Annotated in this window: 20 protein-coding genes; 10 read left to right on the forward strand and 10 right to left on the reverse strand. The window is 71.1% G+C overall.

Annotated elements, in window-relative coordinates:
* Window positions 1-10: 10 nt before the first annotated feature.
* The 3 genes from BMY19_RS02395 to BMY19_RS02405 form a co-directional block, all read right to left on the reverse strand.
* Entirely contained in the window at window positions 11-1,219 is a 1,209-nt protein-coding gene (locus tag BMY19_RS02395; RefSeq protein ID WP_100250752.1) for an MFS transporter, read from the reverse strand.
* Between the two features lie 91 nt (window positions 1,220-1,310).
* Window positions 1,311-3,458, reverse strand: a complete 2,148-nt coding sequence (locus BMY19_RS02400; protein WP_100250753.1) for an OmpA family protein — start codon at window positions 3,456-3,458, stop codon at window positions 1,311-1,313.
* Between the two features lie 79 nt (window positions 3,459-3,537).
* A complete protein-coding gene (locus BMY19_RS02405; RefSeq protein WP_100250754.1) occupies window positions 3,538-4,620 on the reverse strand; it encodes a DUF2865 domain-containing protein in 1,083 nt (360 codons plus the stop codon).
* A 160-nt stretch (window positions 4,621-4,780) separates the two neighbouring features.
* Here BMY19_RS02405 and BMY19_RS02410 point away from each other — a divergent pair, with 160 nt between their 5' ends.
* Window positions 4,781-5,293, forward strand: coding sequence for a CreA family protein (locus BMY19_RS02410; RefSeq protein ID WP_100250755.1), 513 nt, complete (start codon window positions 4,781-4,783; stop codon window positions 5,291-5,293).
* A gap of 62 nt (window positions 5,294-5,355) precedes the next feature.
* Here the strand turns inward: BMY19_RS02410 and BMY19_RS02415 are convergent, their stop codons facing one another.
* Complete coding sequence (locus tag BMY19_RS02415; protein WP_042672904.1) at window positions 5,356-5,703, reverse strand: hypothetical protein; 348 nt, start codon at window positions 5,701-5,703, stop codon at window positions 5,356-5,358.
* A gap of 310 nt (window positions 5,704-6,013) precedes the next feature.
* On the opposite strand from BMY19_RS02415, the gene cysS reads away from it, so the two are divergent.
* Window positions 6,014-7,411: a cysteine--tRNA ligase gene (gene cysS, locus BMY19_RS02420; protein ID WP_100250846.1), complete on the forward strand. Its 1,398-nt coding sequence runs from the start codon at window positions 6,014-6,016 to the stop codon at window positions 7,409-7,411.
* A 119-nt stretch (window positions 7,412-7,530) separates the two neighbouring features.
* Window positions 7,531-8,310 (forward strand): trypsin-like serine protease, encoded by a 780-nt coding sequence (locus BMY19_RS02425; RefSeq protein WP_244534810.1) that lies wholly within the window; start codon window positions 7,531-7,533, stop codon window positions 8,308-8,310.
* Between the two features lie 82 nt (window positions 8,311-8,392).
* On the opposite strand, the gene BMY19_RS02430 is transcribed toward BMY19_RS02425, so the two are convergent.
* Entirely contained in the window at window positions 8,393-9,094 is a 702-nt protein-coding gene (locus tag BMY19_RS02430; RefSeq protein ID WP_010683835.1) for a response regulator transcription factor CtrA, read from the reverse strand.
* A gap of 419 nt (window positions 9,095-9,513) precedes the next feature.
* On the opposite strand from BMY19_RS02430, the gene fliI reads away from it, so the two are divergent.
* The 3 genes from fliI to BMY19_RS02445 all read left to right on the forward strand — a co-directional run bounded on the left by fliI (window position 9,514) and on the right by BMY19_RS02445 (window position 12,634).
* Complete coding sequence (gene fliI, locus BMY19_RS02435; protein WP_020092905.1) at window positions 9,514-10,866, forward strand: flagellar protein export ATPase FliI; 1,353 nt, start codon at window positions 9,514-9,516, stop codon at window positions 10,864-10,866.
* Between the two features lie 149 nt (window positions 10,867-11,015).
* Window positions 11,016-11,423, forward strand: coding sequence for a flagellar export protein FliJ (fliJ, locus tag BMY19_RS02440; RefSeq protein WP_012322462.1), 408 nt, complete (start codon window positions 11,016-11,018; stop codon window positions 11,421-11,423).
* Between the two features lie 143 nt (window positions 11,424-11,566).
* Window positions 11,567-12,634, forward strand: a complete 1,068-nt coding sequence (locus BMY19_RS02445) for a lysylphosphatidylglycerol synthase domain-containing protein (RefSeq protein WP_100250756.1) — start codon at window positions 11,567-11,569, stop codon at window positions 12,632-12,634.
* Window positions 12,635-12,818: 184 nt separating this feature from the next.
* Here the strand turns inward: BMY19_RS02445 and flhA are convergent, their stop codons facing one another.
* Entirely contained in the window at window positions 12,819-14,966 is a 2,148-nt protein-coding gene (gene flhA, locus BMY19_RS02450; protein ID WP_091682035.1) for a flagellar biosynthesis protein FlhA, read from the reverse strand.
* Window positions 14,967-15,203: 237 nt separating this feature from the next.
* On the opposite strand from flhA, the gene BMY19_RS02455 reads away from it, so the two are divergent.
* Entirely contained in the window at window positions 15,204-15,800 is a 597-nt protein-coding gene (locus BMY19_RS02455) for a hypothetical protein (RefSeq protein ID WP_020092901.1), read from the forward strand.
* Window positions 15,801-15,840: 40 nt separating this feature from the next.
* On the opposite strand, the gene BMY19_RS02460 is transcribed toward BMY19_RS02455, so the two are convergent.
* Entirely contained in the window at window positions 15,841-17,082 is a 1,242-nt protein-coding gene (locus tag BMY19_RS02460) for a KpsE/RkpR family capsule polysaccharide export protein (protein WP_042675235.1), read from the reverse strand.
* A gap of 140 nt (window positions 17,083-17,222) precedes the next feature.
* The gene (locus tag BMY19_RS02465) at window positions 17,223-17,876 is read right to left on the reverse strand and encodes an ABC transporter ATP-binding protein (protein WP_012322467.1); all 654 of its coding nucleotides are present in this window, start codon (window positions 17,874-17,876) and stop codon (window positions 17,223-17,225) included.
* A gap of 395 nt (window positions 17,877-18,271) precedes the next feature.
* Between BMY19_RS02465 and BMY19_RS02470 the strand changes: the two genes are divergently transcribed.
* The 3 genes from BMY19_RS02470 to BMY19_RS02480 all read left to right on the forward strand — a co-directional run bounded on the left by BMY19_RS02470 (window position 18,272) and on the right by BMY19_RS02480 (window position 21,314).
* Window positions 18,272-18,745 carry a PAS domain-containing protein gene (locus BMY19_RS02470; protein WP_244534811.1) on the forward strand — a complete coding sequence of 158 codons (474 nt, stop codon included), beginning with the start codon at window positions 18,272-18,274 and terminating at the stop codon, window positions 18,743-18,745.
* A 55-nt stretch (window positions 18,746-18,800) separates the two neighbouring features.
* A complete protein-coding gene (gene frc, locus BMY19_RS02475; protein WP_020092898.1) occupies window positions 18,801-20,051 on the forward strand; it encodes a formyl-CoA transferase in 1,251 nt (416 codons plus the stop codon).
* Window positions 20,052-20,135: 84 nt separating this feature from the next.
* Window positions 20,136-21,314: an HPP family protein gene (locus BMY19_RS02480; protein WP_100250757.1), complete on the forward strand. Its 1,179-nt coding sequence runs from the start codon at window positions 20,136-20,138 to the stop codon at window positions 21,312-21,314.
* A gap of 3 nt (window positions 21,315-21,317) precedes the next feature.
* Here BMY19_RS02480 and BMY19_RS02485 read toward each other — a convergent pair whose 3' ends face one another.
* Complete coding sequence (locus BMY19_RS02485; protein WP_100250758.1) at window positions 21,318-22,013, reverse strand: alpha/beta hydrolase; 696 nt, start codon at window positions 22,011-22,013, stop codon at window positions 21,318-21,320.
* 279 nt (window positions 22,014-22,292) lie between these two features.
* A complete protein-coding gene (gene oxc / locus BMY19_RS02490) occupies window positions 22,293-24,038 on the reverse strand; it encodes an oxalyl-CoA decarboxylase (RefSeq protein WP_100250759.1) in 1,746 nt (581 codons plus the stop codon).
* Window positions 24,039-24,134 lie beyond the last annotated feature (96 nt).

Consider the following 24,134-nt stretch of genomic DNA (forward strand, 5'->3'; position numbering starts at 1 on the left):
ATCTCCCGGATCAGGTCGCGAGCGGCTTCAGGCGGGACAGCCGCAGGGCGATCATCAGCGCCAGACCGTACAGCCCGCCCACGAACAGCACCACGCCGTTCCACCCGGAATGGGCGAAGAACCAGCCGCCCGCGGTCCCGAGGACCGACGAGCCCAGATAGTAGAGGCCGAGATAGATCGCCGAGGCCTGGGCCCTGTCGCGCAGCGCCCGCCGCCCGACCCAGCTGCTCGCGACCGCGTGGGCGCCGAAGAAGCCTACCGTCGTCACTACGATGCCGGCCAGGATCACCAGCAGGCGGTCCGAGAGCGTCATCACGATGCCGGCCAGGCCGACGGCGGTGGCGACCCAGAGGACACGGCGGCGGCCGAAGCGGCTCGCCAACTCGCCGGTGACAGGGCTGCTGACCATACCGGCGAGGTAGACCGAGAAGATCATCCCGATCACCGCCTGGCTCAGCGCGTAGGGCGGGTCGAGCAGGCGGAAGCCGATGTAATTGTAGATGCAGACGAAGCCGCCCATCAGCAGGAACGCCTCGGCGAAGAGCCAGGGCAGGCCGGCGTCGCGGAAATGGTGGGCGAAGCTGCCCGGGACTTCCGCCCAGGCCAGCCGGCGCGGCACGAAGCGGCGCGAGGGCGGCAGCCAGCGCCAGAACGCCAGCGCGGCGGCGAGCGCGAGGCCGCCGATCACCGCGAGCCCGGCGCGCCAGCTGACGAAGTCCGCCATCACGCCGCTGATCAGGCGGCCCGACATGCCGCCCAGCGCGTTGCCGCCGACGAGCAGGCCCATCGACAGGCCGATGGCCTTGGCGTCCATCTCCTCGGCGAGATAGGCCATGGCGACGGCCGGGAGTCCGCTGGCCGTCAGCCCGGTGAGCGCGCGCAGCGCCAGGAAGCCGTACCAGCCGGGGACCAGGGCGGCTACGACCGTGAGCACCGCCGAGGCGACCAGCGAGGCCAGCATCACCGGCTTGCGCCCCCAGATCTCCGAGAGCGGGCTGACGACGAGCAGCGCCACCGCCAGCAGCCCGCAGGGCAGCGACAGGGCGAGGCTGCTCGCAGCCGGCGAGACGCCGAAATCCTCCGCGTAGATCGGCAGGAGCGGCTGGACCGCGTAGAGCACCGCGAAGGTCGAGAAGCCGGCCGCCGCCAGGGCCAGAGCCGTGCGGCGGAAGACCGGTGTGCCCGACCGGATGAGCCCGTCCTCCGCCTCGCTGTTCATGACCGTCCCGCGCCGCTGTCCTCAACCGGTGGTGAGGCGCTGTGGCCGCACGGTCAACTGCCGCGCAGGACAGGCCCGCGCGGCGGCCGCCCTAGCGCGGCGGCGGAGGCGGCGGAGGCGCTGCCTGGCCCTGCCCCTGACCTTGCCCCTGCTGCAGCAGCGGCGTGATCCGCTGGACGACGACGCGGCGGTTCTCCCGCGACGGGCCCTGCGTGTTCACTTTCAGGTACTGCTCGCCGTAGCCCTGGGTGGTCAGGTTCTCCGGCGGCACGCGGAACTGCTCGGTCAGCACGGTCGCCACCGACTGGGCGCGCCGGTCCGACAGCGACAGGTTGTCGAGCGCGGAGCCGACGGCGTCGGTGAAGCCCTCGATCAGGAACACCTCCCGCGGGTTGGCCTGGATGGCGCGGTTCATCGCGCCGGCGATCACCGACAGCTTGGCCGCTTGATCGGGCGTGACGGTGAACGAGCCGGTGTCGAAGGTGATCGTGTTGATGTCGACCGAGCGCAGGCGGGCGCGGAGGTCCGGGCTGTAGCGGATCTGGTCCAGCGTGTACCGGCGGTCGACCTGCACCACGGGCGGCGCCGTCAGCGCCTCGTAGACCTCCGCCTCGTCGGCCTGGGCGTAATCCACGATGTAGCGGTCCCGCGGGATGCGGATCTCCGGCGGCGGCAGCACCACCACGTCCTCGTAGATCGGGCGGAGCGGGCCGGCGTAGCTGTTGTCGATCAGGACGAGCTCGCGACCGTCGCGGTAGCGGAGGTAGCGGCGCAGCATCCGACCGTCATCGTTCGTGACGGTGACGATCTGCTCGCCGCCGGGCCGGTCGACGTAGCTGTAGAAGTCCGCGCCCTGCCGCTCGAACCGGTAGCCGCGCGGGTCGAGGGTGCGGAAGCGCTCGTTCTCGTCGTGGCGGATCAGGTAGCCGTCGCGGTCCTGCACGATGATGCGGCCCGGCTCCCGGTAATAGGTCCGGCCATCCTCCCGGAACTCGCGCCGGTCTGTGCGGACCTGATCGAAGTCGCGCACGCCGTCGTTCTGGCGGAAACCGCCGGGGACGTAGCCGGGCTGTCTTGGCCGGTTGAAGGCGTTCGGGTCGGCCGGACGGTCCGGGCCGCCCGCCGGCGGCTGTCCCGGCTGTGCCGGCGCCGTCCCGGGCTGCGGGCCGCCGGGCGGCGGGGCCTGTCCGGGGGCGGGAGCCTGGCCCGGCGGCACGAACGGCCGTCCCGGAATCCCGGGGGCCATGTTGGGCGGCACCGGCCGTCCGGGCTCGGCGCCGGGAGCACCGTTGGGCTGGGCCGGCGCCCGTCCCTCGGGCTGGGCTCCCTGCGGCTGGAACGGCCGTCCCGGAACGCCCGGAGCGGCGTTGGGCGCCTGCGGCCGGCCGGGCTCGGCGCCGGGACCGCCATTCGGCTGGGCGCGGTTCTCGAGTTGGCGGTTCTCGGGCTGGCGATTGTCGGGCTGCGCGTCTGGGCGCTGGGCCGGCCGACCGGGTGCGCCGGGGGGCGCGTTCGGCGGCTGAGACCGATCGCCGGGCGCACCCGGACCGCCCGGACGCTGACCCGGCGGTCCGCGATCCGGCGCGGACCGGTCGGGGGCCGCGTCGCGCTGCGCGGGACGGTTCGGCTGGTCGTCGGGACCGGGGCGATCCCGGTCGGGCGCCTGGCGCTGATGCGGCGGGGCCGGCGGACGCTCCGGCGCGGGCCGCCCCTGGGGCGGCGGAGCCTGATCTCGATCCGGCGCCTGCTGACGCTCGGACCGTCCCGGGCCGGGCCGATCCTGCGGCCCGCGGTCCGGACGGTCCGGCTGCTGATCCCGCCGGTCTTGCTGCCGGTCCTGCTGCCGCTCCGGTTGGCGGTCCTGCCGGTCCGGCGCCGGGGGACGGGCCGCCGGCGGCTCCGGCCGGCGCTCGGGCGCGCGCTCCCGCGGAGGCGGTTCGGCCTGCGGCTGGCGCTGGGCGGGCGGTTCGGGCCGCTCGCGCGGGGGCGGCGGCGCCCGCTCCGGCCGGGGTTCGGGCCGCTCGCGCGCGGCCGGTGGGCCCGCCGGCGGGCCGGGACGCTCCTGCGGCGGCCGCTCGGGGCGCGGGCCGCCGTGCGGGGGCTCGCCGCCGCGGGGGCCGCGCTCCTCCGGTCCGCCCTGCGCCACCTGGATCCGGCCCGGCGCGGCGTCGGCGAGCTGCACGAGCGTCAGGCCCGGCAGCACCGTGCCGGTGAGGAGGATCAGGCGGAGCAGGCGCATCGCGGTCTCGTTTCGGTTCAGGCCGAGCCGAACACCGGACGTCGCGTATGGTTCCGCGCCCGTCGGCGCGAAACCGGTCTCAGGGGGTGAGGCGCTGGGGCACCGCGATGACGTCGGGCGCGATGATGCGCACGGCAACGTGATCCGGCTTGGCCTCCGCGGCCTTCGTGCCGTCGGCCGCGGCAGGCTGGACCTTCGCCGCATCGTCGCGGCCGGGTCCCGCGCCGCCCTTTGTGTCGACGCCCGCGCGGCCGGCGGCGTCGGCGGCGAGCTCCGCCGCGGTCCGGTCGGCCCGGCCGACGAGGGTCAGGCGCACCTTCGGCCGGGACAGGGCCTCGGCCTGCATCGGCGTGACGAAGATGTCGCCCTTGTGCCGGACCAGCATGCTCTCGGCCTTCACCAGAGACTGCGCCCAGGACTTGCCCTCCGGCTTGCAGGAGCAGTTCGGCACGAATTCCTTGCGGAATTTGAAGGCGTTGGCGAGGTTCGTGTAGGCCCGGCTGCCCTTCACCGTGGCGGCGTGCTTCAGGGCGTCGTCGCCGTATGGCATGGAATAGGCCTGCGCCTCGGTCCCCGGGCAGAGCGCCTGACACATCTCGTCGGCGCCGCCGCGGCCCTCTGGCAGGTTCTTCATCGGGAAGTAGCCGCCGTCGCAGGTCCGCACGCAGACCATCTGCGGGCCGCCCCGGCCGTAGGCCTCACCGGAGCCGGCATAGGCCTCGCGCGGCGGGCAGGTGGAGGCGACCAGCCCCTGGAGCTCCCGCTTCCGGGCGCCGCTGTCGTCGATCACGGCGCCGCCGTACGTGGCCTTGAGCGCGCGGATGCGCTGCTCCACCGCGCCGCACTGGGGCGGCCGGGTGTCGAAGAACAGGAACTTGCCGCCCTCGCAGTTCAGGCCGCGGAAATAAGCTTCGAGCCGACCGATCTCGTCGTTGAGCGCGCGCGTCGTGCTGGCGCCGCTCTGGAGCGAGGCCAGTTCAGCCCGGTAGCGCCGGCACTGCGGCGACGGCAGTTGCGGCGCCGGCCGCGCCTCGGCGGGCGCCGGGGCGGGCGCGGCCTCCTGCGCGCTGGCGGAGGTCGCGAGCGGAGAGGACAGTCCGAGGGCTATGGCCGCGCTCAGGATGAGGCGGCCGAGCGTACGGACGATCGGGCGGTGAGGCATAGGCTGCATCGCGTTGATCGGGTGCGCGGCGATCCGGAGTATCCGGAGCCCGCGCGCATCCGCGCTTCGGGACGGAAGCGGGGCCATTCTACGCCCCCTCGCAAGACCGCGACACCCCTCCTACATCCGGCCCGCAAGCGTGAGGGGGAATTGACCGGCGATGTTGTTTCGGAGTCTCACCTATGTTGGGCTTCTCGCACTGGGCCTGGCAGCGGCCGGTCCGGCCGCGGCGCAGGAGCCGGACCGGATCTTCGACAAGTCGACGGTCTGGCGCCCGCTGACGCCCAACGACAAGCTCGTGGTCTACGGCGTCGACGATCCGTCGGTCTCGGGCGTGTCGTGCTGGTATACCCAGCCTGAGAAGGGCGGGATCAAGGGCACACTGGGCCTGGCCGAGGATGTCTCGGACATCTCGCTGGCCTGCCGGCAGACCGGGCCGATCGCCTTCAAGGGCAAGCTCAGCCAGGGCGAGGTGGTGTTCAGCGAGCGCCGGTCGCTGATCTTCAAGTCGATGCAGATCGTCCGCGGCTGCGACGCGAAGCGCAACACGCTGATCTACATGGTCTACTCGGACAAGGTCATTCAGGGCTCGCCGAAGAACTCGACCTCGGCGGTGCCGCTGGCGCCCTGGGGCACCGAACCGGCGCAGAAATGCGCCGACTTCATGAAGTGAGCGGCGCCCGGTGACGCGAGCTTTCCGCGCGGCGGCCCGGCGACGGGCCGTCCGCGGCCGGCTCAGTCCTGGCAGGTGATCCGGATCGGGCGCTCGGACGGCGCCGGGACCGGCTGGCTGATCGCGCCGGTATACTCGTCGGCGGCGGCGACGCCGTAGGAGTTCGCCGCGGCGTAGCCCTGGGCCTCGCACCACGCGTTGGCGACCACCTGGCCGCAGGCGCTGCCCGGCGTCGTCAGGCACTCGCCGACGCCGTAGCCGTCGCTCGACGGGATCAGGAAGGTCTTCTCGACACGGGCCGGCGCCTTCGCGGGCGTCTCGCCGTCGGTGCCGGCCAGCGCTGCGTGGGTCAGGCCCGCGCAGGCGAGAACGGTGGCGAGAGCGAGGGAACCAACGGCCGAGCGTCGCATGGATTGTCCTTGGGCACAGGATCTGTGGCGTGAGGATCGTGGCCCGGACGGTCCGACGGCGCGGTTAAGGAAGCCTTACCCGCATGGCGCGCAAGCCATCTCGAATTCCTCACGCTTTTGGGTTAGCCCCATCGCGCGGGCCGCGCCGTCGCCGCGATGCAACAGGGTGCCGTGCCGGGGCTGGCCGATCCGCCACGTTTCGGCCGCTCTTCGCCGCGCGGGGCCCTCAGGTCGTTGAAGGCAGGGCCGGATTTCCGGCCACGGCTCCGGGCCGGACGTCATCCCCGGCGCCGGAGAAGGGATGGGTTTCATGGCGCCGATGTTGCGGCTCTACAACACGCTCACCGGCGCCAAGGAGGCGTTCGCGCCGATCGACCCGCAGCATGTCCGCGTCTACGCCTGCGGCCCGACGGTCTACGACGCCGCCCATATCGGCAACGCCCGGCCGATCATCGTCTTCGACCTGCTGTTCCGCCTGCTGCGCCACCTCTACGGGCCGGAGCACGTCACCTACGCGCGCAACGTCACGGACGTGGACGACAAGATCAACGCCCGGGCGGCAGAGCGCGGCATCACCATCCGCGAACTCACCGACGGGACGCTGGCGCAGTTCCACCGCGACGTGCGTGACCTCGGCGTGCTCATGCCGGAGGACGTGAACGTGCCGGACGCGCGAGCCCGCTTCGTCGAGCCCCGCGCCACCGACCACATCGCCGAGATGGTGACGATGATCGAGGCCCTGGTCCGGGCCGGCCACGCGTACGTGGCGGAGGACCACGTGCTGTTCGACGTGCCCTCGATGCCGGATTACGGCGGCCTGTCGAAGCGGCCCCTCGACGAGATGGAGGCGGGCGCCCGGGTCGAGGTCGCCCCCTACAAGCGCTCGCCCCTCGACTTCGTCCTGTGGAAGCCGGCGAAGCCCGGCGAGCCGTCCTGGCCGTCGCCCGCCGGCATCGCCGCCGCCGGCCGCCCGGGCTGGCACATCGAGTGCTCGGCCATGTCGGCCAAGCATCTCGGCCGGACCTTCGACATCCACGCGGGCGGCATCGACCTGATCTTCCCGCATCACGAGAACGAGGTGGCGCAGTCCCGCTGCTGCTTCGGCACGCCGGTGATGGCCAACGTCTGGCTGCACAACGGCTTCCTCCAGGTGGAGGGAGAGAAGATGTCGAAGTCGCTCGGCAACTTCATCACCATCCGCGACGTGCTGAAGGACTGGCCCGGCGAGGTCGTGCGCCTCACCATGCTCAAGACCCAGTACCGGCAGCCGATCGACTGGACCCTGCGCGGCCTCGAGGAATCGGCCCGCGTGCTCGACCGCTGGTACAACGCCGCCGGGGACGCGCCCGCCGCGCCCGACATCCCCGCCGGGGTCGTCGAGGCGCTCTGCGACGACCTCAACACGCCGGCCGCGATCAACGAGCTGCACCGGCTCGGGAGCGGTGCGGAGGCGCAGCCCGGGGCGCTCCGCGCCGGCGCGAACCTGCTGGGCTTCCTCGCGCGTACCCGCAGCGACCGCGAGCAGGATCAGGTCGCGGCGTCCGGGGTCGACGTCGCGGCGGTCGAGGCGCTGATCGCCGAGCGCCGGGCGGCGCGGGCCGCCAAGGACTGGCCCGCCTCGGACCGGGCGCGCGACGCCCTCGCGGCGATGGGCGTCGCCGTGAAGGACAACAAGGACGGCACCACGACCTGGACGGTGGCGCGCTGATCGCCGAGCCGGCCGTCGATGACACGGACGTGACGGCGGCCGCGTCCTCGCGCCCGCTTGCGCGGCGCGGCGCGGGCGGCATCTGTGGTCCGGGGGCTCGCGGCGGAGATGAGCAGCACGTGACCAGCTTCGGGACGACCTTCCGGACCATCGGGGCGCGACGCGCCGCCGCCGCGACGGCGCTCACCCTCGGTCTGGGCCTGTCGGGCCCGGCCGCCGCGATCGACGGCGGCTCGGCCGCCGGCCGGGATGCCCTGGCGCAGGCCACCGTGGCGATCGGCACGATCACCCAGCCCGAGGAGGCGCTGAAGCTGACCCGCTGCACCGGCGTGCTCATCGCGCCGGATCTCGTGCTCACCGCGGCCCACTGCGTGAACGGCGATCCGCTCGGCGCGCTGGTCGTGTTCTTCCGGGGCAGCGAGCCGGCGCGGCCGGTCTACGGGGCGCGTGTCGCCGCCCGCTACAGTCCCGATCCGGGGGAGATGCTGCCGAACGAGGCGTCGGGCGTCAGCCTCTCCGACCTCTCCCTCGACCTCGCGGTCCTGCGCCTGACCGAGCCGGTGCGCGACCGGCGGCCGGTTCCGCTGGCGGCGGATCCCGGCCGGGTCCCCAAGAGCCTGCGCATCGCCGGCGCCGGCCTCTCCGGTCGGACCGTCGGGCGCCTGCGCACCGCCACGCTGACGCCGGTGGCGGCGAGCAGCACAGGGCTGACCATCGCGCGGGCCAACGGTGCCCGGGTCTGCTTCGGCGATTCCGGCGGCCCGGTCGTCGCGCAGGATCGCCGCGGCACCTACATCTGGGGCGTGGCCAGCGCGGTGATCAGCCGGGCCGCGCCCTGCGGCGGCTACGTGGTGATCGCGCCCGCCGCGCAGGTCTTCTCGGCCACCGGGACGCGGTGAGGGCTGCGGATATCGCCGGAACGCGAAAACCCCGCGCGGCCGGACCGCGCGGGGCTTTTCAGGAGACGGTGCGACCGGCGGATCAGACCGCCATGCGCTCCTCGCCGTCCATCGGCTCCCGCAGCACGTAGCCGCGGCCCCAGACGGTCTCGATGTAGTTCTTGCCCTGGCTGGCGTTGGCGAGCTTCTTGCGCAGCTTGCAGATGAAGACGTCGATGATCTTCAACTCCGGCTCGTCCATGCCGCCGTAGAGATGGTTCAGGAACATCTCCTTGGTGAGGGTCGTGCCCTTCCGGAGCGAGAGGAGTTCCAGCATCTGGTACTCCTTGCCGGTGAGGTGCACCCGGGCGCCGCCGACCTCGACGGTCTTCTGATCGAGGTTCACGATCAGGTCGCCGGTGGTGATGACCGACTGGGCGTGGCCCTTCGAGCGGCGCACGATGGCGTGGATGCGCGCCACCAGCTCGTCCTTGTGGAACGGCTTGGTGAGGTAGTCGTCGGCGCCGAAGCCGAGGCCCTTCACCTTGTCCTCGATGCCGGCCATGCCGGAGAGGATCAGGATCGGGGTCTTCACCTTCGCCACGCGCAGCGAGCGGAGCACCTCGTAGCCCGACATGTCGGGCAGGTTCAGATCGAGGAGGATGATGTCGTAATCGTACAGCTTACCGAGATCGACACCCTCTTCCCCGAGGTCGGTGGTGTAGGTGTTGAAGTTCTCGGACTTGAGCATCAGCTCGATGCTCTGCGCGGTCGCGCTGTCGTCCTCGATCAAAAGTACCCGCATCGTCGGTCCCCAGCCCCGCCGGCCGCATCAGCGCGCAGACACGTCCCAGCCTTCGCCCGCCACCGGCCTGTGGACGGGCGCTCCGTCGCTCTTGACGTGGAACGCTATGGATTAATCGTTAACAAAACCTGATTCCTGCCCGCAAGCGTCTCGTTCGAAGTTCCGCGAGCTTGACAGGAGAAACACCGTTCCTCCGGCCTCGCCCTCGGCCCCGATTCCGATCCGCCCCCGTCCAGGTCGCTCGCCCCCTTCGGCGTAAGTACTTCCTGCGCAACGGTTCGATCCCCGGTGTTGTCCGTCGGACACACCGGTACGACTTCGTCGGGCGCGATTGTGGTCGCGACCCGGATCGAGCCGCTACGAGCCCGTGACCCGCAGTGTTAAGGAGGCCGGTAAACGAAGCGTTGAGAGCCAGGCCGATGACACAGGATCCGGCAAGATCCGTTGCTTCGCTCGCGTCGGCGCAGGCCGCCCTCGAGCGGATCGAGGTGCTGGAGACGTTCGGGCGGGTCGTGGCGATCCGCGGCCTGCTGGTGGAGGTCGCCGGACCTGTGGCCGCGATGCGACTCGGCGGCCGGGTCGATGTCGAGGGTGCCAACGGCCACGGGCTGGTGCCCTGCGAGGTCATCGGGTTCCAGGGCGATCGGGCGCTCGCGATGCCGTTCGGCTCGCTCGAGGGCGTGCGGCGCGGCTGCCCCGCCTATGTCCGCGACGAATCGGCCGGCGCGATCCGGCCCTCCGGCGCTTGGCTCGGCCGGGTGATCGACGCCCTCGGGCGTCCGGTCGACGGGCTGGGCCCCCTTGTGCAGGGGCCAGACGTCTACCCCCTGCGCGCGGACCCGCCCCCCGCCCATGCCCGCACACGCGTCGGCGGACCGCTCGATCTGGGCGTCCGGTGCATCAACACCTTCCTGACCATGTGCGCGGGCCAGCGGATGGGCATCTTCGCCGGGTCCGGCGTCGGCAAGTCCGTGTTGCTGTCGATGCTGGCCCGCTACACGGCCGCCGATGTGGCGGTGATCGGCCTCGTGGGCGAGCGCGGCCGCGAGGTGCAGGAATTCCTCCAGGACGATCTGGGCGCCGCGGGGCTCGCGCGCTCGGTGGTCGTGGTGGCGACCTCCGACGAGCCGGCCCTGATGCGCCGGAACGCGGCCTACGTGACCCTGTCGGTCGCCGAGCACTTCCGCGATCAGGGCGCCAAGGTCCTGTGCATGATCGACTCGATCACACGCTTCGCCATGGCCCAGCGCGATATCGGCCTCGCCGCCGGCGAGCCGCCCACCGCCAAGGGCTACACGCCGACCGTCTTCTCGGAGCTGCCGCGCCTGCTCGAGCGCGCCGGTCCAGGGGTGGGGCAGGGCACGATCTCGGCCCTGTTCACCGTCCTGGTCGAGGGCGACGACCACAACGAGCCCGTGGCCGACGCGGTCCGGGGCATCCTCGACGGCCACATCGTCATGGAGCGCGCCATCGCGGAGCGCGGGCGCTACCCGGCGATCAACGTTCTGCGCTCGGTCTCGCGCACCATGCCGCGCTCCTGCGACCCGGCCTACCTCCCGGTCGTGCGGCGGGCGCGGCGGCTGCTGTCGACCTACGCCGACATGGAGGAGCTGATCCGGCTCGGCGCCTACCGGGCGGGCTCCTCCCAGGAGGTCGACGAGGCGGTCGCGCTCATGCCCGATCTTGAGGCTTTTCTGGGGCAGGGTAAGGAAGAAGCAACGTCCATCGGCGATGGTTACGCACGGCTCACCGAGATCGTCGGCAGGGCCTAGGCACCATGGGCCGGGGCGTTAACGCTTCGGCGCGATCATGGTGCACATGGGGGATCCGGGCGGGTTTGCCGTGGGCAGGCTCGCACACAGGCTCGGTCCGGGCACGATCCCGGGCGCGGCCTCAAGCGTTGCGTGGAGTGAGCGTCCTGATGAAATCGCGTGACACGCTGATCCGCCTGCGCCGCTTCCAGGTCGACGAGAAGCGCCGGCGCGTGACCCAGATCGAGATGATGATGGCCGACTTCCAGCGCATGGCGGTGGAGCTCGATCGCGAGGTCGCCGTCGAGGAGGCCCGGGCCGGAATCACCGACGTCGGTCACTTCGCCTACCCGACCTACGCCCGGGCCGCGGCGACGCGCCGGGACAACATGATCCAGTCCGCCCAGGCGCTCGAGGGTCAGCTCGCCGAGGCGAAGGCCGAGCTGGGCGAGGCGTTCGAGGAGCTCAAGAAGGTCGAGATCCTGAACGACCGCGAGCGGACCGCCGAGCGCGCTGCCGAATCGGCCCGCGATCAGGCCGCCATGGACGGGATCGGCCTCAACCGCGCCCGGGGCTGACGCGGCCCGTCCGACCGCTCGGCCGGCTTCCGCGGCACGAAACCGTCACGATCACCTGACAAGGGGGATCGCGGCGGCGCCATGCCGCTTGCAGCGCGTCGCGTGCCGGCGCATCAGGGGCTCTCCCCAGGGCGTCGGTGTTCATGAAGAAGATCAGCGAGTTCATCTGGCCCTTGATCGGCCTCGCGGCCGTCGTGATATCGGGCTACTTCCTCTACCAGGAATTGAAGACGACCTCGCTCGCGGCGATCTGGGCCGCGATCCTCGCGATCCCGCCCCACCGGATCCTGCTGGCGGCCCTGTCGACCCTGGTCGCCTACGCGGCGCTCGCCTGGTACGACCGGATCGCCCTGCTGCATCTGGGCGTGCGCCACATTTCGTGGCTCTTCGTCTCGCTCTGCTCGTTCACGACCTACGCGCTCTCGCACAATATCGGCGCCTCGGTCTTCTCGGGCGCCCTGGTCCGCTACCGGGCCTACACGGCCAAGGGCCTGACGGCGGCGCAGGTCGCCGTGCTGGTGGCGCTCTGCTCGTTCACGTTCTTCCTCGGGACCGTCCTCCTCGGCGGCTTCACGCTGGTGGTCGATCCGAACCTGCTGACGCGCCTCGAGGGCAAGCTCCCGGGCTTCCTCACCGATTCCAAGACTGCGCTGATCGTCGGCATCGGCATGCTGGGCTTCGTCGGCCTGTACGTGATCGGCTCGATCCTGCACCTGCGGCCGCTGCACATCCGGTCGTTCAAGCTCGAATATCCCCGGCCCGGCATCATGGGGCGCCAGCTGCTCGCGGCGCCGCTGGAGCTCCTGGGCGCGGCGGGCATCATCTACTTCGCCCTGCCGGAGGCGATGAACCCGGGCTTCATCCCGGTCCTGGCGATCTTCCTGGCCTCCTTCTCGGTGGCGCTGGCCTCGCACGCGCCGGGCGGCCTCGGCGTGTTCGAGATCGTGTTCATCACCGCGATGCACATCACCGACGAGGCGCAGAAGGACGCGATCATCGCGGCGGTGATCATCTTCCGGATCTTCTACTTCTGGCTCCCGGCCCTGGTCTCGGTGATCGTGGTGATCGCCTTCGAGCGCTCGCGGTTGGCCGCGGCGATCGGCTCGGCCGCGCACGGGCACAAGGCGGCCGCCGTGCCGGAACCGCCCGTCGTCGTTCCCGGTCTCGACGCGCACGAGTTGGAGCGGGAGCTCAAGCAGAAGGCGATCTGAGGGGCTGACCGCCGTCTCGACGCGGGGGTGACGCCGCCTCGGCCCCCGCGCGCCACACCGCGAAACCCGGGATCGCTTCGCCGCGCGCTTCGTCTGCGCGCGGCGCGCGCCGATCCCGTGATTGCTCCCTCGGCCCGTGCGCCGGCACGAGTCTGCCCACGCCGGTGTCGCGGCCCCTGGATCCTCAGATCGAGTTCACCGTCCGCAGCCGCGCCCGCGGGTGGATCTCCGCCTGGCTCATCACCGGCGTCTCGCGGCGGAAGCGCTCGATGATCGAGCGCACGAAGGGCCGCGTCTGGGCGGAGGTGACGAGCACCGGCATCTCGCCCTGGCGCGCCGCCGTCTCGAAGCGGTCGCGCACGGTGTTGACGAACTCGCTGAGCTTCGAGGGCTGCATCGCGAGGTAGCGCTCCTCGCGCTCGCCGACGATCGACTCCATGAACGCCTGCTCCCAGGCCGGCGACAGGGTGATGATCGGCAGCATGCCGTTCGGGTCTTGGTACTGCGCGCAGATCTGCCGGCCGAGGCGCGCCCGGACGTGCTCGACCACGTCGCGGGGATTCTTGACGGCGCCCGCCACCTCGGCGATCGCCTCCACGATCGCCCCGAGATCGCGGATCGAGACCCGCTCGGCGAGCAGGAACTGCAGCACGCGCTGGATGCCGGTGGTGGAGATCTGCGACGGCACGATCTCCTTGAGCAGCTCGGCGTGCTCCTTGGGCAGCTCGCGGAGCAGCTTCGACACCTCGACGTGGTTGAGGAGTTCGGAGACGTGGGCCTTGATGATCTCGGTCAGGTGCGTCGACACGACGGTGGCGGCATCGACCACCGTGTAGCCCTTGAGCTGCGCTTGGTCGCGCAGGGCCGCGTCGATCCAGGTTGCCGGCAGGCCGAAGGTCGGCTCCAGCATGTGCTGTCCGGGTAGCTGGACCTGACCGCCCATCGGATCCATCGCCATGAACTGGCCCGGGAAGATCCGGCCGGTGCCCGCCTCGATCTCCTTGACCCGCACCACGTAGGCGTTGGCGTCGAGCTGGACGTTGTCGAGGATGCGCACCGACGGCATCACGAAGCCGAGTTCCGCGGCGAGCTGGCGGCGCAGGGCCTTGATCTGGTCGGTGAGCCGGTCCTGGCCCTCGCCGTTGACCAGGGCGAGGAGCGCGTAGCCCATCTCGAGCTTGAGGTCGTCGAGCTTCAGCAGGTCGGTGACCGTCTCCTCCTTGGCGGCGCTCGCCGCGGCGACCGCGGCCGCATCCATCGGGGCGCCCAGGGCGTCGAGCGGCGGCGCGAGCTTGGCGGTCTTGTTGATGCGCCACGCCGCGTAGCCGGCGCCGCCGCCCAGCAGGACGAAGGGCAGCATCGGCATGCCGGGCAGGAGGGCGATCAGCAGCATCACCGCGGCCGACATGCCCAGCGCCTTGGGATAGTGCGCGAGCTGCTTGCCGAGCGCCTTGTCGGCGGCGCCGCGCACGCCGGCCTTCGAGACCAGCAGGCCCGCCGCCGTCGACACGATCAGCGCCGGGACCTGGCTCGCGAGGCCGTCGCCGATGGTCAGCAGGGTGTAGCTCTTGGCGGCCTCGCCGAAGCTCAGGCCCTGCTGCGCCACCCCGATGATGATGCCGCCGACCACGTTGATGAAGGTGATCAGCAGGGCCGCCACCGCGTCGCCGCGCACGAACTTCGAGGCACCGTCCATGGCGCCGAAGAAGGAGGATTCTTCCTCGAGCGCCGCGCGCCGCGCCTTCGCGGTCTTCTCGTCGATCAGGCCGGCCGACAGGTCGGCGTCGATGGCCATCTGCTTGCCGGGCATCGCGTCGAGGGTGAAGCGGGCCGCGACCTCGGCGATGCGGCCCGAGCCCTTCGTGATCACCACGAAGTTCACGATGATCAGGATCGCGAACACGATGATCCCGATGACGAAGTTGCCGCCCATCACGAAGTGGCCGAAGGCCTCGATGACGTGCCCGGCCGCCGCCGTGCCCTCGTGCCCGTGCCCGAGGATCAGGCGCGTCGAGGCGAGGTTGAGGGCGAGCCGCAACATCGTGGCGATGAGCAGCAGCGTCGGGAAGACGGTGAATTCCAGCGGGTTGTCGATCGACAGGCCGGTCATCATGATCAGGACCGACAGGATGATCGACACTGCCAGCAGCAGGTCGAGCAGGATCGCCGGCAACGGGAAGATGAGGACCGCCAGGATCCCCAGCACGCCGGTCGCGAACAGCAGGTCCGACCGCTTCGACAGCGCCTGGAGATCGCCGCGCGTCGGCAGCGCGAGCTGGCCGAGGACGGCCGCCGCTCCTGTCTGTGCCGGCGCGCTCGCCGTCTCTGCCATCGCTGCCATCCGCTGCCGTTCGCCCGGGACAGGCCCGGGACGTACCCGGCAAGATCTGCCGAGCGGATGGTTAGCGCGGCGTTAAGATGGGGCCGGCGCTCGCGGGAACCCGGGCCGCCGCGATCGCTTGATCGGTCGGCGAGAGCGTCGATCCGGCATCCGACCGCGCCCGCGTCCGGGCCGCCCGCGCCGCCGCCACGTCTCCGGGCCCGGGCCCGGACATACCGGGAGAGCTCGATGGCCCTGCGCGCCCTGACCGCCCTGTTCGACGATTACGACGCCGCCGCGGGGGCGGTGGACCGGCTGGAGGCCGCCGGCATCCCCCACGCGGACATCAGCATCATCGCGAATCGCAACGAGCCCGCGGTCCCGCCGCGGGCGCCCGGGACCGCCGTTCCCCGACCGGTGGACGCGGCGGATTCCGCCGGCACCGGAGCCACGGTCGGCACGGTCCTGGGCGGCGGCGCCGGCCTGCTCGCTGGGCTGGGCCTCTTGGCGATCCCGGGGCTCGGGCCGGTGGCGGCGGCGGGCTGGCTCGTCGCCACCGTGACGGGCGCCGGCGTGGGCGCCGCGGCCGGCGGCCTGATCGGCGGTCTGACCGCGGCGGGCCTCAGCGCCGACGAGGCCGAGACCTACGCCGAGGGCGTGCGTCGCGGCGGTACCCTGGTGACGGTGCGCGCCGACGAGTCTCGGGCCGAGCGCGTCCTGTCCATTCTCGACCAGGCGGGGTCGATCGATCTCGACCAGCGCGCCGAGGGCTGGCGCGCCCAGGGCTGGACCGGCGGCACCATCGGCCCGGCGGCGGACGACCGGGGCACCGGGGCCGGCCGCTGAAGATACCGGACCGTCCCGGGCGAACCCGGCGGGACGCGCGTCAGGTCATCATCTTCCGGGCGAACATCGCGGCGCCGAACAGGACGCCGGCGCCCGCGGTGATCAACGCGATCATCAGGAGCCGCCGCGGTTCGGTGGAGGATTCGGCCTTCACCGGCTCGACGATCGGGCTGAAGAACTCGATCTGCCGGGCCGCGATGATGCGCGCGCGCTCGTGGGCGGTCAGCACCTGCTGATAGTACTTCTCGGCGTTCTTGCGGTCGTTCTCCAAGACCTCGAACTTGGTCAACGCGTCGGAGAGCAGGCGCTTCTGCTCCGGATCCTGGCTGGCGGATTGCCGCTCGATCCGGGCGATGTTGTCGTCGAGGTCCTTCATCTGCTGCTTGATGTCGATGATCCGGCGGGCGTCGGGACCGAGGTCCCGCTGCCCGATCGCGAGCTGGAGCGCGAGGTTGATCCGCGAGGCCCGCATCTCGGCGATCATCTTGACGTTGATGTCGTTCGTCTTCTGCGCGTCGAGCACGCCCTCGCGGTTGCGCAGGTCGCGCGTCGCGAGGCGGATCTTGGTCATGCGCTCCTCGGCGAGCCGCAGCTCCCGCGTGCTCTCGGCGACGGCATCCTCGCGCGACTTGACGCTGAGGTCGTTCACCTTGCGCTCGGCCTCCTTCATGATGGCCTTGGCGATGGCGAGGGATTCCTGGGGATCGAAGGCCTCGACCTCCACCGACAAGATGCCGGATCCGGCCTCGACCTCGACGCCGACGCGCCGCTTCCAGTAGCGGACGAACTTCTCGATCGGCTTCTCCGGATCGAACCGCGAGAAGTAGTCGATGGACTCGTTGCTGAACCACTGGCGCAGCGGAAGCTGCGCCTCGAGGAGCTCCAGCATCGGACGGCTGAGGATGAACTCGCGCGTGATCAGCGTGTCCTGCGCCACCATCTGGTTCGCCATGCCGGAATTCGTCCCACCGGTCTCCGAGGACGTCTTCTCGGCGGAGCCGATGGCCGGCCGGATCGCGAATCGCGCCTCGCTGACGTAGCGGTCCGAGGCGATCAGGCCGTAATAGGCCGCCCCGGCGAGCGTCGGCAGCAGGAAGCAGACGACGAACAGGATCGGGATCCAGGGATCGTTCTTGGCGTCGGCCTGAAAGGACCGGATGCCCTTCTTACGGTCGGCGAAGCGCGACATGCGCGCGATCTGCCGCAGCGACTCGCTCACCGCCTGCTGGCGGTCCGCGGGCGTGACCGGCTGCCCCTCGGCCTTCCGGATCTCCATGTTCATGGCCTGATTCCCGGCCTCCCCGGCCTCGAAGGTCGACCCGTTACCGGGATCCCGCGCGCGCCGCACCCGGCGCCGCGACCGTCTCTCGCACGGCGAGGCGGCAAAAGCATGTCGTCGCGGTCCGGCCGCCGCCGGCGCGGTCAGGCGTTGAGGCGCCGGTACACCTCGATGGCGTCGTTCACGTCCTCGTAGATGATCGCGCGACCGTTCAGCAGGACCAATCCCTGCGTGCACCACTGCCGGATGGTCTCCATGGAGTGCGACACCATGATGATGTCGGCGTTCTTCCGGCGCTGCGAGAAGACCTCGTCGCAGCGCTTCGAGAACCGCGCGTCGCCGACCGAGGTGATCTCGTCGATCAGGTAGCAGTCGAACGGGATCGCCATGCTCATGCCGAAGGCGAGCCGCGCGCCCATGCCCGACGAGTACGTGTAGATCGGCACGTCGAGGTAGCTTCCGAGTTCCGAGAAGTCCTCGACGAAATCGAGCACCTTGCGCGGGTCCTCGCCGTAGATGCGCGCCACGAAGGTGACGTTGTCGCGCCCGGTCATCTTGGGATGGAAGCCGCCCGCGAAGCCGAGGGGCCACGAGACCCTGAGGCCGCGGTGGATCCGGCCGCGCGTCGCGTCCTCGGTGCCGGCGATCAGCCGCATCGTGGTGGATTTTCCGGCGCCGTTGATGCCGAGGATGCCGTAGGACACGCCCGGCTTCAGGGTGAACGACACCTGTTCCAGGATGGTCCGCCGGTGGCCTTCCGTCCGGTAGACCTTGCTGACTTTCTCGAAACGGATCACCGAAATGGTCTCCCGGGCGGTGTGCCGAACCGCCGGTCCGAGCTGCCTGACGGGCGGAGTCCTGCTCGCCGAAAGCGGCAAATCTGAGAAGGACATGAGCGCCTTGCCGCGTCGCGCGGCGGCGGTCGAACGGCGCGCGTCGGCAGACGGCCTCGCCCGGAAAGCTCCACCGGTCGCTTGAAGAAAAGTGCCACCTGTCACCCCGTCGGTTGACGCCATTCTCCATTTGGCATACCAAATACCAACCGAAGAGGGCGGGTGACAGCCCTTCAAGGATGCGGGACCGGAATTTTACCGCCGTTTCCGCGCGTGACGTTCAGGAAGGGCCGCCCCATGACAAGGCGCCGGACTGCCGCGATCCACCTCTCATCCGCGCCGCCGACCGGGTGGCGCCCATGACGGCGACCGGGCCGACCCTGGCCGCGCCCGGTTCCCACGAAATCCACGGTCTGGCCGAGGCGATCGGCGACGCGGTGGTGGTGTCCGATCCGGACGGCGCCATCACGGTCTGGAACCCGGCCGCGGAGCGCATCTTCGGCTTCACCGCCGCCGAGGCCCTGGGCCAGACCCTCGATCTGATCACACCCGAGCGGCACCGACGCCGCCACTGGGACGGCTACGCCAAGACCATGCGCACCGGCGTCACCCGCTACGGGGCAGAGACCCTGAGGGTGCCGGCGCTCCACAAGGACGGCCGCCAGCTCTCCATCGCCTTCACGGTGGGGATGGTGCGGGACGCCTCCGACCGGGTGACCGGGATCGTCGCCGTGATCCGCGACGAGACCGAGCGCTGGGCCGAGGAGAAGCGCCTGCGCCAGCGCGTCGCCGAACTCGAAGCTTCCTCGGATCCGGCGCGTCGGGCGCCTTGAGCCCGCCGGACCATCCGAAGGACCCGATCACCGAACCGCACAGGGAGAACGCCCAATGAGCAAGCCGCTGGAAGGCATCAAGATCATCGACTTCACCCACGTCCAGGCCGGCCCGGCCTGCACGCAGCTCCTCGCCTGGTTCGGCGCCGACGTGATCAAGGTCGAGCGCCCCGGCGCCGGCGACGTGACCCGCACGCAGCTGCGCCACGTCGAGGACGCGGACGCGCTCTACTTCACGATGCTCAACTCCAACAAGCGCTCGCTCACCCTCGACACCAAGACCCAGGCCGGCAAGGAAGTCCTCGAGAAGCTTATCCAGGACTCCGACGTCATGGTCGAGAATTTCGGACCCGGCGCCCTCGACCGGATGGGCTTCTCCTGGGCGCGTATCCAGGAGCTGAATCCGGGCATGATCCTCGCCTCGGTGAAGGGCTTCTCGGACGGCCACCACTACGAGGACCTGAAGGTCTACGAGAACGTCGCCCAGTGCGCGGGCGGTGCCGCCTCGACCACGGGCTTCTGGGACGGGCCGCCCACCGTCAGCGCCGCCGCGCTCGGTGACTCCAACACCGGCATGCACCTCGCCATCGGCATCCTCACGGCGCTCCACCAGAAGAACAAGACCGGCAAGGGCCAGAAGGTCGCCGTGTCGATGCAGGACTCGGTGATCAACCTCTGCCGCGTGAAGCTGCGCGACCAGCAGCGCCTCGACGCGCTCGGCTACCTCGAGGAGTACCCGCAGTACCCCCACGGCGAGTTCTCCGACGTGGTGCCGCGCGGCGGCAACGCGGGCGGCGGCGGCCAGCCGGGCTGGGTGCTGAAGTGCAAGGGCTGGGAGACCGACCCGAACGCCTACATCTACTTCACGATCCAGGGCCACGCCTGGGCGCCGATCTGCAAGGCGCTCGGCAAGGAGGAGTGGATCACCGATCCGGGCTACAACACGCCGCGGGCCCGCCAGGACAAGATCTTCGACATCTTCAAGACGATCGAGGAGTGGCTCGCCGACAAGACCAAGTTCGAGGCGGTCGACATCCTGCGCACCTACGACATCCCCTGCGCGCCGGTGCTGTCGATGAAGGAGATCGCCGAGGACAAGTCCCTGCGGGAGAGCGGCACCGTCGTCGAGGTGGCGCACCCGAAGCTCGGCAAGTACCTGACCGTCGGAAGCCCGATCAAGTTCTCCGACATGCAGGTCGAGGTGAAGGCGTCGCCGCTGCTCGGCGAGCACACCGATGAGGTGCTCGCAGACCTGGGTTACACCCAGGAGCAGATCCGGGCGATGCACGAGGCCCGCGCGGTCTGATAAGGACCGCCCGACTTCAGCGACCCTGAGACAGGACGGCGCTCCCCGGGGCGCCGTCCTTTTCACGTGCGAGCCCCGGATCCGATGCGCGCATTCCTGAGCCGTTTCCTGCCGGAGCTGACCCCGGTCAGCAAGCGCGAGCGCCTGCGCTCGGCGGCCGGTGCCCTCGTGGGCATCCTGGCGACCGGCTTCGTCTGCCGGGTCTCCGTCCCGGCCGAGGCCCTGCCGGTGCTGATCGCCCCGATGGGCGCCTCGGCGGTGCTGCTCTTCGCGGTGCCGGCAAGCCCTCTGGCGCAGCCCTGGTCGATCCTCGGCGGCAACATCGTGGCGGCGCTCGTCGGTGTCACGGCGGCGGCCTGGATCGGCGACCCGTTCGTGGCGGCGTCCTGCGCCATCGGGGTGGCGATCGCGCTGATGATGGCCCTGCGCTGCCTGCACCCGCCGAGCGGGGCCGTGGCGCTGACGGCGGTGCTCGGCGGCCCGGCGATCCGGGAGCTGGGCTACGGCTTCGTGCTGTGGCCGGTGGCGGTCAACTCGCTGCTGCTGCTGACCACCGCCCTGTTGTTCAACAACCTCACCGGGCGCGCCTACCCGCACCTGCGCCCGGCCGGGCCCCGGACGGCGGATCCGCCCTCGGACGCCCGGGTCGGCTTCCGGGCCTCGGACCTCGACGCCGCGCTGGAGGATTTCGACCAGCTCCTGGACGTCGATCGGGGCGACCTGGAGCAGATCCTGCGGCGCGTGCAGATGCGGGTCTACGGCCGCCGCTCGGGCCCGATCACCTGCGCGGCGATCATGTCGCGCGACGTGATCGCAGTGGCGCCGGACGCGCCGCTCTCCGAGGCCATGCGGCTGCTGCGCCGTCACCGCATCAAGGCGCTTCCGGTCACCGACGAGGGCGCGCGCGTCCTCGGCATCGTCACGCAGACCGACCTGCTCGACAAGGCCGCCTGGGACCGGAGCGGGCCGCGCCTCGGTCTCGGCCGCCGCCTACGCCTCACCGCCGAGCGCGGCCGCGCGCCCCACGGCTGCGCGGCCGACATCATGAGCGCGGTCGAGCCGGTCGGTCCCGACACGCCCGTGGCCGCCCTGGTGCCGCGGATGTCGGAGGCGGGGCTTCACCACCTGCCGGTGGTCGACGACGACGGACGCCTGGTCGGGATCGTCTCGCAGACCGACCTGATCCCGGCGCTCCTGTCCGAGACCGACGCGCGCGAGGCACCGGTCCGCGCCCGCGCGCCGGCGCGGGCCGCCCTGGCCTGAGCCTCAGGGGCGTTCGGCCGGGTCCGCCAGGAAGAACGCGACGGCCTGCGCCACGACGGCCGGCTGGTGGGCGTGCGGGCCGTCATACTCGACGAACGTCACCGGATAGCCGGCCTCGCGCAGGGCCGGCACGTGGACCCGGGCGCTCCGGTCGATCGGGATCTGCTCGTCCTGCGTCCCGTGAGACAGGAAGATGCGCGGCGCGCCGACCTGCAGGTGCACCGACAGGAACCCCGCCGACGAGACGATCAGGTGGCTCGCCACGTCGCCGTTCGCGAGCCCCGACGAGAGCGTGTAGCTGCCGCCGTCGGAATGGCCGGCGAAGCAGAGCCGCTGCGGATCGAGCAGGAACCGGTCGGCGACGTGACCCAGCGCCGCCGCGACGCGCTCCCGGTCGGGCCCGTGGCCGGCGATGACGATGTCCCAGGTCGGGAACAGGGATTGCGGCGCGAGGAGCAGGAAGCGCTCGGTCCGGGCGTGCGCCTCCAGCATCGGCAGGATGCGCTCGGCGCTGCCGCCGCCGCCGTGGAACAGCACCACGAGCGGGCAGGGCCGGCGCGGATCGAGGCCCTCGGGGACCACCAGCACCGCGTCGCGCTCGGCGAAGAGGCCGAGGTCGTGCCGGCCCGGGGGGAGGGGCTCCTCGGTGGGGAGCCGGTGGCGGAAGTGCAGGCGGCCGGCGAGGTCGGGGTCGATCATGGATGCACCGTCACCGAACGGATGACGGATCCGGCGCCGTCACAGCGGGCGCGGCGAAGCCATCCCCGCGCTCCGCGCGGAACTGGACCGCGCCCCCCGGGCCGCTTCGCTTCGCTCGCGATGACGGTGCGGGGAAGGTCTCCCGGAGGCCGGGAGCTTCAGCGGAACACCGTCCCGCGCGGATCCGCGACGCCGTTCTCGTCAAGGCAAAGAGCCGGGCTCGACACGCGAGCCCGGCTTCGATGGTGTGGGATCAGAGATCTCGCGAGAGTCTCGCCCTCACTTCTTCTTCTTGATCCCGCTCTGCGGGTTGAGGCTGCCGATGTTGCCGCTCTCGCTGCCGGCCGCCGGGTCGATGACGGCGTTGACGAGGGCCGGGCGGCCCGAGTTCATCGCCTCGTTGACCGCGCGGGTCAGCTCGTCCGGCGTGGTGACGTGGTAGCCGACGCCGCCGAAGGCCTCCATCATCTTGTCGTAGCGGGAATCCGGCACGAACACGGTGGTGGCCGGGTCGCGGCCGGTCGGATCGGTGTCGGTACCGCGGTAGATGCCGTTGTTGTTGAACACTACGATGCAGACCGGCAGGCCGTACCGGCAGATCGTCTCGACCTCCATGCCGGAGAAGCCGAAGGCGCTGTCACCCTCGACGCAGAGCACCGGCTTGCCGGTCTCGACGGCCGCCGCGACGGCGAAGCCCATGCCGATGCCCATGATGCCCCAGGTGCCGACGTCCAGGCGCTTGCGCGGCTGGTACATGTCGATGATGCCGCGGGCGAGGTCGAGGGTGTTCGCGCCCTCGTTGACGAGGATCGCGTCCGGCCGCTCCTTGACGATGGTGCGCAGCGCGCCGAGCGCGGCGTGGAAGTTCATGGGCGAGGCGTTGCTCATGAGCTTCGGCGCCATCTTGGCGACGTTCGCCTCGCGCTTGGTCTTGAGCGTCTCGATCCAGTCGGACGGGGGCTGCTGCCAGCCCTGGCCCATGCCGTCGAGCAGCGCCTGCACGCAGGAGGCGATGTCGCCGACGACGGGCGCCACGATCTCGACGTTCGAGTCCATCTCGCGGGGCTCGATGTCGATCTGGATGAACTTGGTCGAGCCCGGCTCGCCCCAGCTCTTGCCCTTGCCGTGCGACAGCAGCCAGTTCAGCCGGGCGCCGACCAGCAGCACCACGTCCGAGTCCTTCAGCGCCGTCGAGCGCGCCGCGCCGGCCGAGAGCGGGTGGGTGTCGGGCAGGAGGCCCTTGGCCATGCTCATCGGCACGTAGGGGATGCCGCTGGTCTCCACGAGGGCGCGGATGGCGTCATCGGCCTGGGCGTAGGCGGCGCCCTTGCCGAGCACGATCAGCGGCCGCTTGGCGGATTTCAGGACCTCGAGCGCCCGGGCGATCGCCTCGGGGGCGGGGTGCTGGGCAGGCGCCGGGTCGATCACCTTGACCAGAGACTTCTGGCCGGCCTCGGCGTCCATCACCTGGGAGAACAGCTTGGCGGGCAGGTCGAGGTAGACGCCGCCCGGCCGGCCCGAGCAGGCCGCGCGGATGGCGCGGGCGACGCCGATGCCGATATCGGCGGCGTGCAGCACCCGGAAGGCCGCCTTGCACAGGGGCTTGGCGATGGCGAGCTGGTCCATCTCCTCGTAGTCGCCCTGCTGCAGGTCGACGATCTCGCGCTCGGAGGAGCCCGAGATCAGGATCATCGGGAAGCAGTTGGTGGTGGCGTTGGCGAGCGCCGTCAGGCCGTTGAGGAAGCCCGGGGCCGAGACGGTGAGGCAGATGCCCGGCTTCTGGGTGAGGAAGCCCGCGATCGCCGCGGCGTTGCCGGCGTGCTGCTCGTGGCGGAACGAGATGACCCGCATCCCCTCGGCCTGGGCCATGCGCCCGAGATCGGTGATCGGGATGCCCGGGACACCGTAGATGGTGTCGATGCCGTTGAGCTTGAGCGCGTCGATGACGAGGTGGAAGCCGTCGGTCAGATCGGGCTCGACCTCGACCTCGGGGGCGGTGTGGACGATCTTGGCGACTGCGGTCATCACGGTTTCTCCCGGAAGATCGGTTTGGACGGGCGGCGCTCGGCGCCGGCTGGCTGGAGGATCCCCCGCACTCCCGAGGAGGGGGAGGGTGGGAGA

Source organism: Methylobacterium sp. UNC300MFChir4.1 (genome assembly GCF_900110155.1).
Classification (GTDB): Bacteria; Pseudomonadota; Alphaproteobacteria; order Rhizobiales; family Beijerinckiaceae; genus Methylobacterium.